Origin of the sequence: Halorubrum sp. BV1 (assembly GCF_000746205.1) — an archaeon.
Taxonomy (GTDB): domain Archaea; phylum Halobacteriota; class Halobacteria; order Halobacteriales; family Haloferacaceae; genus Halorubrum.
In genome coordinates this window covers 319,723-333,308 of sequence record NZ_JQKV01000001.1, presented here as the reverse complement: position 1 = coordinate 333,308, position 13,586 = coordinate 319,723, and the positions used below count along the sequence as shown (strand labels likewise).

Annotated in this window: 12 protein-coding genes; 5 read left to right on the top strand and 7 right to left on the bottom strand. The window is 65.5% G+C overall.

The annotated features are described in order from the left end of the window. Positions 1-123 precede the first annotated feature (123 nt). Entirely contained in the window at positions 124-1,473 is a 1,350-nt protein-coding gene (locus EP28_RS01645) for a nickel pincer cofactor-dependent isomerase, group 22 (protein ID WP_049982268.1), read from the bottom strand. 100 nt (positions 1,474-1,573) lie between these two features. Between EP28_RS01645 and EP28_RS01640 the strand changes: the two genes are divergently transcribed. From EP28_RS01640 to EP28_RS01625, 4 genes are all read left to right on the top strand, one after another. Then, positions 1,574-2,929, top strand: a complete 1,356-nt coding sequence (locus tag EP28_RS01640; protein WP_049982267.1) for a glycerate kinase type-2 family protein — start codon at positions 1,574-1,576, stop codon at positions 2,927-2,929. A gap of 442 nt (positions 2,930-3,371) precedes the next feature. Continuing rightward, positions 3,372-4,133, top strand: coding sequence for an IclR family transcriptional regulator (locus EP28_RS01635; protein ID WP_049982266.1), 762 nt, complete (start codon positions 3,372-3,374; stop codon positions 4,131-4,133). 67 nt (positions 4,134-4,200) lie between these two features. Beyond that, a complete protein-coding gene (locus EP28_RS01630; RefSeq protein WP_155118399.1) occupies positions 4,201-5,520 on the top strand; it encodes an MFS transporter in 1,320 nt (439 codons plus the stop codon). Positions 5,521-5,573: 53 nt separating this feature from the next. Continuing rightward, entirely contained in the window at positions 5,574-6,830 is a 1,257-nt protein-coding gene (locus EP28_RS01625) for a CaiB/BaiF CoA transferase family protein (RefSeq protein ID WP_049982264.1), read from the top strand. A gap of 13 nt (positions 6,831-6,843) precedes the next feature. On the opposite strand, the gene EP28_RS01620 is transcribed toward EP28_RS01625, so the two are convergent. Continuing rightward, complete coding sequence (locus EP28_RS01620) at positions 6,844-7,827, bottom strand: NADPH:quinone reductase (protein ID WP_049982263.1); 984 nt, start codon at positions 7,825-7,827, stop codon at positions 6,844-6,846. Between the two features lie 99 nt (positions 7,828-7,926). Here EP28_RS01620 and EP28_RS01615 point away from each other — a divergent pair, with 99 nt between their 5' ends. Then, positions 7,927-8,316 (top strand): VOC family protein, encoded by a 390-nt coding sequence (locus EP28_RS01615; RefSeq protein WP_049982262.1) that lies wholly within the window; start codon positions 7,927-7,929, stop codon positions 8,314-8,316. Positions 8,317-8,324: 8 nt separating this feature from the next. Here the strand turns inward: EP28_RS01615 and EP28_RS01610 are convergent, their stop codons facing one another. From EP28_RS01610 to EP28_RS01590, 5 genes are all read right to left on the bottom strand, one after another. Next, the gene (locus EP28_RS01610; protein ID WP_049982261.1) at positions 8,325-8,651 is read right to left on the bottom strand and encodes a Zn-ribbon domain-containing OB-fold protein; all 327 of its coding nucleotides are present in this window, start codon (positions 8,649-8,651) and stop codon (positions 8,325-8,327) included. Beyond that, the gene (locus EP28_RS01605; RefSeq protein WP_255358261.1) at positions 8,648-9,847 is read right to left on the bottom strand and encodes a thiolase family protein; all 1,200 of its coding nucleotides are present in this window, start codon (positions 9,845-9,847) and stop codon (positions 8,648-8,650) included. The genes EP28_RS01610 and EP28_RS01605 overlap by 4 nt, the downstream gene beginning before the upstream one ends. A gap of 318 nt (positions 9,848-10,165) precedes the next feature. Then, positions 10,166-11,665 carry a tripartite tricarboxylate transporter permease gene (locus EP28_RS01600; RefSeq protein WP_049982259.1) on the bottom strand — a complete coding sequence of 500 codons (1,500 nt, stop codon included), beginning with the start codon at positions 11,663-11,665 and terminating at the stop codon, positions 10,166-10,168. Continuing rightward, the gene (locus EP28_RS01595) at positions 11,666-12,304 is read right to left on the bottom strand and encodes a hypothetical protein (RefSeq protein ID WP_080506018.1); all 639 of its coding nucleotides are present in this window, start codon (positions 12,302-12,304) and stop codon (positions 11,666-11,668) included. It abuts the gene before it with no gap. A gap of 75 nt (positions 12,305-12,379) precedes the next feature. Continuing rightward, positions 12,380-13,516, bottom strand: a complete 1,137-nt coding sequence (locus tag EP28_RS01590; protein ID WP_049982258.1) for a Bug family tripartite tricarboxylate transporter substrate binding protein — start codon at positions 13,514-13,516, stop codon at positions 12,380-12,382. Positions 13,517-13,586 lie beyond the last annotated feature (70 nt).

Here is a 13,586-nt window from a genome sequence, read left to right as displayed (position 1 = left end):
TCCGCGAGCCGTCATCTTCGATGACAAGACTGGACGCACAATCATAATTTTTGAATAATATATTGGAATGTGATAATTGTGTCCCAACTTTGAGGACGGTGAGCGCTTGAGGGCACCCCGGACTCAGGTGTCGGCGTCTCCCGTTTCGTGGGGAGTCGATGCCGCGAACGCCCCGCCGTCGAACTCGATCGGCGTCGGCTCGGCGACGACTCGCAGGTCGGAGCGGTCGCGGGCCTCCTCAAGGAGCGCGGGCGACGCGTACAGCCGGTCGAGCCGCATGGTGTCCGTGGCTCGGAGCACACGTACCGTCTCGGGGTCGACGACGCCGACCGTCGACAGCGATGCGACGAGGCCCGCGCGATCGGTCTCCACGACGGGTGGGAGGCGGACGCCCCGCGTCGTGCTCGCCGTGATCGCGTTGATGAGCGAGGTCGAACTGTCGAGTTCGGCGGCGAGGTCGCGATGGACGAAGTCCGCGGACCCCATCCCCATCGCGTTCCCGTGGGTGGTCTCTGTCAGTCCCCGGACGAAGATGCGTTTGATGTCGGGGCGGTCGGGTGCGGGCTCGTTGATCGCGAACGGTCGCCGACCGATCACGTTCGTGTCCATACCCTGTCCGCTGACGTCTTTTCCCTGCCGGTCGAGGACGAGCACGTCCACGTCGTCGAACGGGACGGTCGGCAGGAGGTCGTACGCGCGTTCTAACAGCTCCGCCTCTCGATCCAGAAAGCCGGACGGCGGGACGCCCTCGATCAGCGCCGTGTCGTCGAACTGATCCTCGACGATGGCGACGCCGCCCGCGACCGGTAGTTCGGTGAGCAGTTCCTCCGTGATCTCCGGGATCATGTTCCGGAAGCTCCAGTCTATCGCCCACTCGTGTGCCGTCTTCGCGCCGCGCTGTTTCCCCATGCCGATCACGAGCATCTTCGAAAGGCCGCTCTCGACGGGTCCGTCGTAGTCGGTGTGCGGCTTCACTCGATTGACGGGCACGATCGCGTCGGCCGCGGCGGCGTGCGCGTCGGCGTACACGGGAACGCCCCGGTCGTCGGTCTCGCCGACGCGGACAACCTCCATGCTCGACCGAATCTCACAGCCGATCGCATCCTCCGTGACGCCGAGCGATTCGAGCATCCCGCGTTGCCCCTCACCCGTCGCACCGCCGTGGCTTCCCATGGCCGGGAACACAAACGGGTCGTATCCCGCGTCGCGGACCGCCCCAACGACACCGCGTACGATAGACGGGAGGTTTGCGATCCCGCGGCTTCCGGCACCGACGGCGACCTCACCCCCCGCCGGCACGTCGTCGAAATCGAGCGAGTCGACCGCCTCGGCCGCCGCCGACTCGACGCGGTCGCTCGGGACGGGGTCGGTGGTCCAGACGCGCTCTATCAGTCCGAGCTCCGGCAGCGGCGTGTCGCCGCAGGCTTCGAGGACGGTTTCCTCGGGCACGACGAGGTCGTCGAGTGTGTCCATGCGTACGCCTCCGACGCGGTCGACATAAGCGTGGGGACTCACCGAAGGCGACACTCGTGCGAGGGTCAACGTTTATGAGGAAACCCGCGGAAGGGCTCGTATGTTCGACCGCGACGACGTCGGCGGCGGCGACAGAGACACCGAAGGACGCGGGGCGTCCCGCCGAGTCGCGCTCGACGCGCTCGAAGCCGGCGTCGACGCGGCACATCCGCGGTCGGTGATCGCGGCAGACGTGACGGTCGACGACGAGACGCTCCAGGTTGCCGACCAGGCCGTCGACCTCTCAGGATACGACGAACTGCTCGTGTTCGGCGGCGGTAACGCCGCCGGTCGGGTCGCGGCCGCGCTCTATGATCGGCTCGGCGACCGCATCGACGGCGGCGTCGTCGTCACCGACGACCCGGCACCGGCGGGACCCGTCGAGATGGTCGAGGGGACCCATCCGCTCCCGAGTGAGTCGAACGTGACCGGCACGCGCCGCCTCCTCGACCGCGCCCGCGAGTGCGACGCGGACACGCTCGCGCTCGTCGCGGTCAGCGGCGGCGGGAGCGCGCTCCTCACCGCTCCGAGCGGCGACATCGGACTCGAGGCGCTCACCGACCTCACCGACTCGCTGCTTCGGAGCGGTGCACCGATCGAAGCGATCAACACGGTCCGACGTGCCGTCTCGGACGTCAAAGGCGGCGGTCTGGCCGGTGCGCTCGCCCCGGCGACGGCGATCGGTCTCGTGTTCAGCGACGTCACCTCGGACGATCCCGCCGTCGTCGCCAGCGGCCCGCTGTCGCCGAACCCGACGACTGCCGCCGACGCGCTGGACGTTCTCGGGGACTACGACATCGACGCGCCGGGCGCGGTCGTCGAACATCTCGAATCGACGTCGGCTGCGACGGCCGGTTCGGAGGCGGACCACGACGCATCCGCGGCGTGTGACGACGTGTCCGTACACATCCTCGCCGACGGATTTACCGCGCTCGCGGCCGCGGCCGCGGCGTGTGACGACGCCGGTTACGAGCCGTTGATCCTTTCGCGGTCGGTCCGGGGGGAGGCACGCGAGGCTGCGAAGACGCACGTCGCGCTCGCGGAGGAAGCACAAATAACCGGGAATCCGATCGAGCCGCCGGCCGTCATCCTCTCCGGCGGCGAGACGACGGTGACCGTTCGCGGCGACGGGACCGGTGGACCGAATCAGGAGTTCGCGGTGAGCGCCGCACTCGATCTCCCCGACGGCGTCGTCCTCGGTGCCATCGACACCGACGGTATCGACGGTGCGACGGACGCCGCAGGGGCGCTCGTCACCGCCGCGACCGTGGCGAGCAGCGAAGACGCGCGGGAGGCGACCGCCGCGCTGGCCGACAACGACGTGTATCCGTACCTCGACGAGCGTGACGCGCTCCTCGTCTCGGGCGTGACCGGAACCAACGTCAACGACCTCAGAGTGCTCGTCGTCACCGAGTAACCGCGGTCTGACGGTGCAGGCGGGCGTCTAACTGTACTGTCCGACAGAATCCCGCATGTCGAAACTGTATACTGATCGCGCGACGTGATGCTGACTGCGTGACGCGATACTGACTGCGCGATAGTACCGCGCGCCTATCGGCCAGTCTGTGACCGTATCGGTCATCTTGTCGATAGAACCGCATTGGTGTTACAATCATATATCTGTAATTCCCCATTAACGACGAGGAGAGATACTCCGTCGCCGTGGCACGGGTGACACGCCGGCGATCGATCCGAGTCTCGCCCCTCGACAGGCCGTGAGACGCATCCAAATTCGATATGCTCGGATATCGTCTGTATTAGCTCGTGTTATCGGCCGATCTGGCCTGCACCTCTGGTCGAATAATTGCGTACTCTCCGAGTTACCGGGAAGTTAAGTATCTGCTAGCGATAGAACGCGCATGAAAAGCACGCCCAAATCGGTCGCCAAAACGACTGAAACGTCGTTACAGATAGTCGAGGTGCTGCGCGGTACTGATGGGATGACGATCGCCGAACTCTCCGAGCATATCGAATTAGCTCCGAGCACGATCCACCGACACCTCACGACGCTCAAGAAGCACGGCTACGTGGTTCACGACGGTGACGTGTACGCGCTCGGCCTTCAGTTTCTCACGGTCGGTGGCCAGATACAGCGCCGTGTGACCGCGTATCCGATGATCAAGGAGAAAGTCGACGCGCTCGCCGACGAGACGGGCGAGCGCGCGCAGTTCCTCGTGGAGGAGAACGGACAGCGAGTGTACCTCTACACGGAGGTCGGACAGAGCGCAGTCCAGACCGGCGCCCACGTCGGCAAACGCGGGCCGCTCCACACGAGCGCGGCCGGAAAGGCGATCCTCTCGAACTACGACCGTGACCGCGTGAAGTCGATCATCGACGCCCGCGGACTCGACGGCGTCCACGGCGATAGCGTCAGCCGCGAAGAGCTGTTCGAGGAGCTTGAGCGGGTCCGCGACCGCGGCTACGCGTTCAACCGACAGGAGACGACCGCGGGCGTTCACGCGGTCGGTGCGCCAATCAACGCCGGCGGCGAGGTGATAGGCGCACTGAGCGTTGCCGGCCCGGCGAGTCGCATCACCGACGACCGCTTCACCGAGGTCCTCCCGGAGCGCATCCTCGGGGCGGTGAACGAACTGGAGTTGTACATCGAACACTCCGTGTGAGTCGGCGTCATCACGCCATCCCGAAGACGAGGGACGAGACGGTACGGCGTGCCGGATCGGTGATATCTTGACGCAGCCCCGAATTTTATCTAGTTGCTTTGTGGACGTTCGATCAATGGACGAAAACGACCGCGCGCTCGTGCAGTTCACTGCCCTCGCACACGGGCTTTTTCATACGTACGAACTCTCGATTCCGCTCTTCGTCGGCCTCTGGATGGCGGAGTTCGACGTATCCGCCGCGGTCATCGGTGCGGTCGTGAGCGTTGGATACGGCGTCATCGGCGTCGGTGCTCCGGTGAGCGGCGTGCTCTCGGACCGCCTCGACGCGCGGCGGCTGATCTCGGGAGCCGTCGTCGGGATGGGGATCGGGTTCGGCATCGTCGCGCTCGCGCAGGGACCGTTCACGCTCGGAGCCGCCGTGCTGTTGTGGGGCTGTTTCGCGAGCGTCTACCACCCCGCTGGCCTCTCTCTCATCAGCCGGACGGCCGACGCCCGCGGCACTGTGTTCGCGTACCACGGCGTGGGCGGTAACGTCGGAACCGCCTTCGGACCGCTCCTCACGGCCTTGCTCCTGATGTTCGTCGACTGGCGTCTCGCGGCCGGCGTGCTCTCGGTCGTCGCGGTCGCCGTCGGCGTGGCCGGGACGCAGATCGAGTTCGATGTCGGCGGCGAGACCGACGGCACGGCAGCGGAGGGAGGCGAGTCGGGTAACGGCACAGACGAACCCGATCCGGTCGGCGATGACTCGGACGAGACCTCGGTGTCTATCGCCGCCGAACTCCGACAGATGGCCACGTCGTCTCGCGCGCTGTTCGGGACGGCTTTCACCGTCGCGTTCGTCGCGGTGCTGCTGTACGGGGTGTACTATCGCGGGCTGTTGACGTTCCTCCCCGACGTGCTCGCGGAGTCGCCGGCGCTCGCTCCCGTCGAACTGCTCGGACAGACCGTCCAGCCATCGCAGTACGTCTACACCGCGCTTTTGACCGTCGGGATCGGCGGCCAGTACGTCGGGGGACGGCTGACCGACCGCGTCCCGAGCCGCACGGCGTTCCTCGGCTTTTTCGCGGCGTTGGCCGTGCTCGCACTCTCGTTCCCGATCGTTCGCGAGGCGGGGACCGTTCCGCTCGTCGGGATCTGTCTCCTCTTCGGCTTTTTCGTGTACGGTACCGCCCCGATCTATCAGGTGGTCGTCTCGGAGGAGGCCCCCGACGACGTGCAAGGGCTCTCGTACGGATTCACGTACCTCGCGATGTTCGGCGTCGGAGCGCTCGGCGCGTCGCTCGCCGGCTTCGTGCTCACGAATGCGACGAGCGCCGTGCTGTTTTCGGTGCTCGGCGGCGTCGCCGGACTCGGGGCACTCACCGTGGTCGCGTTGCGGCGGGTGTAGGCGTCGCGAGCGTCCCTCCCAACATTTATCACGTCGTCCACGGAGTATCGGATGTGAGCTCAACCGACAAGCAACGGCGTTTATTAGAAGAGATCGTCGTGGTCGACCTGACGACGTTCGTCACGGGCGGCTTCGCGACGATGATGCTGGCGAACCAGGGCGCTGAAGTGATCAAAGTCGAGCGGCCCGGCGTGGGCGACGACAGCCGCTACTCGGGACCGCCGTTCGTCGACGTGGACGACTACGAGGGATCGGGGCGGGCCGCGGCCGACGAGGGCGAGTCGCCGTACTTCTGGACGGTCAACTACGGCAAGCAGAGCATCGAACTGAATCTGAAGAAAGACGAGGGGATTCAGGCGCTGTACGACCTCGTGGCCGAGGCGGACGTGGTCGTCGAGAACTTCCGACCCGGGACCGCGGCGCGGCTCGGCGTCGACTACGAGACGCTCCAAGAGTACAACGATGACCTCGTCTACTGCTCGATCTCGGCGTTCGGGGAGACGGGACCGTGGAGCGACCGCCCCGGATACGATCTCCTCGTGCAGGGGATGAGCGGCATGATGGACGTCACCGGCTACCCCGACGCGCCGCCGGCGAAGGTCGGACTCCCGCAGACGGACCTGATCACCGCGATGTGGTCGGCGTTCGGCATCGTCACGTCGCTGTACAACCGCGAGCGCACCGGCGAGGGTGAGCGCGTCGAGTTGGGGATGCTCGACGCCGCGCTCCCGTGGCTCACGAAGCAGGCGGGCAAGAGCTTCGTCGGCGAGGAGACCTCTCGAATGGGGACCAAAGACCCCGTGCTCGCCCCCTACCAGATGTACTCGACGGCGGACGGCTACCTCAACGTCGCCTGCGGCAACCAGAAGCTCTGGGAGGAGTTCTGTGCCGGCATCGGTCGCGAAGACCTCGCGACGGACGATCGGTTCGAGACGAATTCCGCCCGCGTGAACAACATGGACGAGCTGGAGGCGGAGCTGTCCGACGTCCTCGAAACGAAGCCGACCGACGAGTGGGTCGAACTGCTCGCCGAAGAGCGCGGGCTCCCCGTCGGCCCCGTCTTCGACGTAGACGAGGCGCTCGACAACGAGCAGGTCAATGCCCGAGGCGTCGTCGACTCGATCGACCACCCCGCGGCCGGCGAGATCCCCGTCATCGAGCACCCGCTCAACTACGCGGAGGCCGACGCCGGGTTCGATAAGGCTCCGCCGCTGCTCGGTGAGGACACAGTTCGCGTGTTGCAGGCGGTCGGCTACGACGACGACCGCATCGCGGAGCTGGTCGAAAACGACGTGATCCCGGAGCCCTGAGCGGCGCGCGCGATCAGCGCGTCGTATCGAGCACCACTTTTCCGAGCGTTCCCGAGGCGGACAGCCGCGAGAGCGCCTCCGGAACCGCCTCCAATCCGAAGACCGAGTCGATCTCGACGGCAAACGTCTCGTCCGCGAGTCGCTCGCCGACGCGTTCGAGGATCGCCGCCTGATCGTCGGCCGAAGCTACGATCGACATGAATCGCAGGTCCGCGTCCGCCTGTTTCGCCGCCATCGGCAGGCCGCCGTTCAGCGTGATCGGTCCCTCCTCGCCGATGGCGACGATCCGACCGCCCCGAGTGAGACAGGTCAGGTTCGCGTCGAGGTGTGCGTCTGCGTGCGGTTCGAACACCACGTCGACGCCGCGGCCGTCGAGCGCCGCGTCGATCTCGCCCGCGAGGTCGTCGCTCCGGTAGTCGACGACGGCGTCGGCTCCGAGCGACCGCGCGAACGCCTCCGGCTCGCCCTCGCGCGCGGTGCCGACGACGGTCGCGCCCGCGGCGGCCGCGACCTGCACCGCGGCGTGTCCGACCCCGCCGGACGCGCCGTGAACGAGCGCAACGTCGCCGAGGCGGAGGTCGCCGCGCGTCACGAGCGCGCGCCACGCGGTCGCGAACGCCATTGCCGTGGCCGCGCCTTCCTCGAACGAGACGGCCTCCGGCAGCGGCGCGAGCTGGTCCGCCGGCGCAACGGTGTACTCCGCGTACGTGCCCGGCGAGAACAGACCGAGTCCGGTCGCGAACACGCGGTCGCCCGGCTCGACCGCCGTCACGCCCTCACCGACGGCCTCGACGACGCCGGCGAGATCCGACCCGCCGACGTGCGGTAGCCCGGAGGGCGGGCGGACGTTCCCCTCGCGCACGTACGTGTCGATCGGGTTCACGCTCGCGGCCTCGATCCCGACCAGCGCCTCTCCTCGTGCGGGCTCCGGTTTGTCGACTGTCTCCAGTGTCAGAACGCTCTCGTCTCCGTACTCGTGGTAGCGAACGGCGCGCATACCGTTCAGTGTGCGAACAGTGACCAAAGCGTTGTGGTAGCGGTGGTTCGCCGATCCGCCATGAGATAGCTTTTTGCTTGTGTCTCCCAAGCATACATCATGCACGTCAGCGGCCTCGACCACCTGGTGTTGACCGTCACGGACGTCGAACAGGCGGTGTACTTCTACGCGACCGTCCTCGGCGGAACCCCGGAGAGCTTCGACGGTGGTCGGCGGGCGGTGTCGTTCGGCGGTCAGAAGATCAACCTCCATCCGGCGGGTGACGAGTACACGCCTCACGCAGCGGAGCCGACGACCGGAAGTGGCGATCTCTGTCTCCTCGTCGAGGATTCCGTCGAGGAGCTCAGACGCGAACTCCGCGAGTACGGGGTCGCGATCGTCCACGGCCCCGTAGAGAAAGTCGGCGCGCGCGGACCCATGGAGTCGGTCTACGTCCGGGATCCGGACGGGAACCTCGTCGAACTCGCGCGGTACGACGGGAAAGCGTAAGATTCCGGTTACTCCACGTCGACGAGCCGGGCTCCTCGCAGCGTCCCGTCGTCCGTGACGCGGAGGTCGTGGCCGCCTTCTAACCGAACCGGGTCGCCGATAGCGAGGTTCTCGTCGAGCTGTGCGACGACGTTCGCGCCGCCGGGGAACGCGGCGAGCCCGAGCCGGTTCGGTTCCCGAACACCCTCGGGCGTGACGTGAACGGTCGTCACCGAACGGAGTTCGCCGTTCCCGGCGTCGACGCGGTCGAACGCTGACCCGCCGCACTCCAGACACCGGTGCTTCTCGTAGTAGGTTCGCCGGCCGCACTCGTGGCACTCCAGTAGCTGCGTCATGCGTCCGCCTCCAGAAGCGTGCAGACGGCGTTGTTCCCGAATCCGGCGACGTTGACCGCGAGCCCCCGCTCCGCACCCTCGACGGCCCGGTCCTCTGGAAGGTCGCCCCGAAGCTGCCAGACGAGTTCGACGACCTGCGAGACGCCGGTCGCGCCGAGCGGGTGTCCCCGAGCTTTGAGCCCGCCGCCCGGGTTCACCGGGAGCGCCCCGTCGAGTTCGGTCTCGCCGTCGCGGGTGAGACGCCACGCTTCTCCCTCCGGCGCGAGACCCAACTCCTCCATCTCCAGCCATTCGAGAATGCTGAAGGCGTCGTGAATGCAGGCGACGTCTATCGCCTCCGCGCCGAACCCGGCTGTCTCGTAGGCGTGCTCGCCGGCGAGCCTGACGCTCTCGATGTCGAGCGGGTCGGTACGGTCGGCGACCGCGTGAGTCCCCGTCGCGCTCTCACAGGCTGCCACGGATACCGCGTCCGGCGTCGGTTCGGCCGTAATCAACACCGCGGCGGCACCGTCGCTCGTCGGACAGCAGTCGTAGAGTCGCAGCGGCGAGGCGACGGCGGGCGAGTCGAGGACGTCGTCGACGTCGATACGCTTTCTGAACTGTGCGTATTCGTTTGCCGCCGCGTTGGCGTGGTTCTTCACCGAGATCCGCGCGAGATCGCGGCGGTCCGCGTCGTGCGCGTCGAGGTACGCGGCGGCCGCGAGGCCGCCGAACGACGGCAGGGTGACGCCCTGTTCGTACTCGCGGTCGTGTGTGATCCGACTGATTATCTCGGTCGCCGTCGCGGTGTCCGCGCTCGACATCTTCTCGCCGCCGACGGCCAGCGCGTACGTGCTGTGGCCGCCTGCAACGGCTTCGAACGCGCTCTGAACGGCGCTCGCACCGCTCGCGCTGGTGTTTTCGATCCGGCGTGCGGTGACGCCGGTCAGTCCGAGACTCCCGGTGAGCGCGTTCGCGAGCCCCGAGCGCTCGTTGAACGCCTCGGCGGCCATGTTTCCCACGTGGACCGAATCGACCGTCGATGCGTCGCACTCGGCGTCGTCGAGCGCGCGTTCGGCGGCCGCGAGAAGGAGGTCGATGAGGGGGCGGTCGTCCGCGCTCGCGAACTCCGTCATACCGACGCCGGCGATAGCCGGGGGATCATCGAGACCCAGTGATGCGTCTGGCACCCCTGCGTCCCGGTGCTGGGCAGTCATCGTGTGTACGGGGGTAGCAACCAAGTATGTATATAAGTATTGTTCGTGCCATCTGCGGACGGAGTCAGATCGCGTGCCGTACAGAGGCGACGGGACCGCATACCGCGGGAACGACGGTGAGATCCACCCGATACGCCGAACCCGCTGCTACTGTTTTCGGAGAATCGAGGAGAACGTCTCGCGTTTCAGCGCACGGAGGCTGTCAAGGACAGACAGCGGCTGTGCGGTCGAGCACGTCCGCGCGTCGAGAAAAATCAAAGCGAAGACCGAAATCGACGAGACGCCCGAATCCGACTACTCCGAGGCGATAGCGCCGTGTTACCTGAAGTTGTTTATCGCGTTCTTCACGTACGGCCCGACGAACGGCCCGATCAGCACCACGATGATGAGGATAGAGATGCTGAGCGTGAGCGGCCGGCTCGGGTTGACGAAGATTCCGTATCCGCCGCCCGACAGCTGGAGCGAGCGGAAGAAGTTCTCCTCGGCTATCGGCCCCAGAACGATTCCGAGGACGAATGCGATCACCGAGAACTTGTACTTCACCATGTAGTAACCGATGATCCCGAGCGCCAGGACACCGAAGGCGTCGAACCAGTTCCGGCGCAGGCTGAACGCCCCGATGAACGACAGCACGATGACCATCGGGATGATGATGTCGGTGTCGATCTTCGTGATCGCGCTCGCGTACGGGATGACCGAGTACCCGACGGCGAGGATGAGGATGTTGCCGAGGAACACCGAAACGAACAGCGCGTACGTGATGTGGAGCTGTTCGCCGAACAGCTGCGGACCGGGCTGAAGCCCGTGCATCAAGATCCCACCGAGGAACACCGCCGTCGATCCACTGCCGGGGATACCGAACGAGAGAGTCGGAACGAGCGACCCGCTGACAGTCGGGTTGTTCGCTCCTTCGGGGGCGATGATACCGCGCGGGTCACCCTCGCCGAAGATCCCGTCAGCGGCCGATGACCGCGCCTCCTCGGCGTATGCGACGAACGTCGACGTGGTCGCACCGGAACCCGGAACCGCGCCGATCAGCATCCCGATGACACCCGCCTTGATGGTCGTCTTGGGGTACTGGAACACGGTCTTGATCCCGTCGGTGATGCTGCCCGTGATGCCGACGGCGTCTTCTGCGATCTGGTCTTGGACCGCGAGCTTCATCATCTCCGCGAAGGCGAACATGCCGATCAGGGCAGCGACGAAGTTGATCCCGTCGTACAGCGCGAGCTGACCGAACGCGTAGCGAGGGGTCGGAGACATGATCGCGACGCCGATCGTCGAGATCATGAAGCCGAACGCGCCCGCCACGATCCCCTTGACGATCGACCCGTCAGCGACGATCGTGATGAGTGATATACCCAAGATCGCGAGTAAGAAGTACTCGACCGATCCGAACAGGAGAACGACCTCGATGAGGATCGGTGAGATGAGGACTAACAGTATCGCGGCGACGAACCCGTTCAGCGCGGAGGCTGTCGTCGCGATCGCGAGTGCGTTCTTCGCGAGCCCCTTCTTCGCCATCGGGTAGCCGTCGAGCGTCGTCGCGGCGGCCGACTCTGTACCCGGCGCGTTCAACAGGATTGCAGCGATGCTCCCACCGAACATCGCACCACTGTAAATGGAGATGAGGAGGATGAGCGCAGGCGTCGGATCGAGCGGCACGGTAAGCGGCAGAACGATCGCCATCCCGACGGGCGAACCGATCCCCGGTAGCGCCCCCATGACGATTCCGGCGAGCAGTCCGGCCGCCATCCAGCCGATGACCGGCCAACTGACCGCGATCGAAATGCCTTCGATGAGACTACCAACCGCCATCTACAGTCCCCCCGTAAACACGATTGCTCCCTGATCGAACGGCATGAGCAGGAAGATAATGAATCCGTAGACGATGACTGTCGCAAGCGCGGCGAGGAAGGCCCCTTTGTACATCTCCACCCGGAACCACGTCGTGTACGAGAACACGAACAACGGAGTTACGTAGAGGAACCCGGCCGCCCACCCGAGAGCAAAGTAAATGCTCGAGAAGATGATCATGATCACGGTGTTGTTAATGTTAATCCCCCACTTCTCGTGGAGAGGCGGGCGCTTCGCGACGGCATCACCGGTCTCGTCCTCGTCTTCGGTGTCGACGTATTTCTCGTCGATATCGGCTTGTTCGGCCTTGCTCTCTTCGATGGCGTCGACGCCTTCGGTTTGCTTCTCCTCGAAGCTCTCCGTCATGCTCACGTCTTCGCCGACAAACCGCTGGATCGGTCCGGGGAGATAGTTCTGAATGAGGATGAGGAACGATCCGATCCCGACGACCTGTGCCATAAGCTGCGGGAAGATCGCCGCGTTTTTGGGATAGTCTTTGAGTATCGGGTCCACGTAGAATAGGATGGACAGCCCGATGAGCGTTACGAGCAGTACGTGTTCGGCTGTAATGCCTTCAAGCCGTTGTGAGTAATTGACCATGACAGTGGTGTCTCATCCGGGGAACTCCAAGTATAAATAAATTAAGTACGACGCGACGCCGAGGCCCTGACCGACTCAGGGCTGGTTTTCGTTGACGAGTTGCAGAATCTCGAGCTCTTCGTACTGCGCGAAGGCGTCCTCGAAGTTCTGCTCTGCGACCTCCGGCCCCTCGAACACGACCGGGTTCCCCGTTTCGTCGCTCCACGCCTGCGTGGCCTCGTTGTTGACCGTGGCTTCCAGCGTGTCCGCGTAGAAATCGACGATCTCTTGGGGGGTCTCCGGCGGCGCGTACATGCCACGCCAGACACCGCCCACGAAGTCGATCTGCGGGTAACCGAGGTCGGTCACGGAATCGATGTCCGGGTAGACCTGGGTACCGGGTCCGTAGAACGTCGTTACCGGATAGATACGACCGGTGTTGACGACCGACTGCGTCCCGGCGTCGGTCCCGATACCACACGGGACCTCGCCGCTGGCGACCGCCTGCGCGACCGGGCCGGTCCCGGTGTACTGCACGCGGTTCTGCCAGTTCCATCCGACCTCGTCCGAATACGCGTACTTGTACAGCAGGACGATGATGTCCTGAGAGCTACCGGACGACTGGACGCCGATATCCTCCCACTCGCCGCTCTCGTACTTTGCGAGAACGTCGTCGAAGGTCTCGACCTCGTCTTGGTACTCCTCGTTGACGACGAGACACCACGTCGACTGCCCGACGACACCGAGGCCGGTGAGGTCGCGGATGTCGAAGTTCGGCTCGTTGAGCAGTTGCGGAGCTACCTCAAGCGGACCCGCGTTGCCCGCGATGGTCTGTCCGTCGGGTTCTGAGCGGTACAGTTCGCCGAGGCCGTTCAGGCCACCGGCACCCGGAATGTTATCGATCTGCAGCGACTCGCCGAGTTCCTCCTGGAACCCTTCCTGAATACCGCGGGCGTACGTGTCCGTACCACCGCCCTCGTCGTACGGGACGATGTAGCGCACGGTTCCGTCCGGCGACCATCCGCCGCCGTCGCCGCCGTCGGACCCACCGTCACTGCCGTCGGAGCCCCCGTCGGACCCGTCGGACCCGCCGTCGCTGCCGTCGCCGCCGTCGCCGCCGTTGCCGGAACACCCGGCAAGGGAGACGGCCGACGTCGCACCGACTGCCTGCAGGAACCGCCGTCGTGTGTTCGAACTCGATTCGCCCGTATCGTCTGCTGTATTCTCTGTCATCTTGTCACGTAGTTTCGATAGTTGGTTTTGTCGGCCGGAACTGCCTTCTTGGGATTGCCTTTGCCGTGTC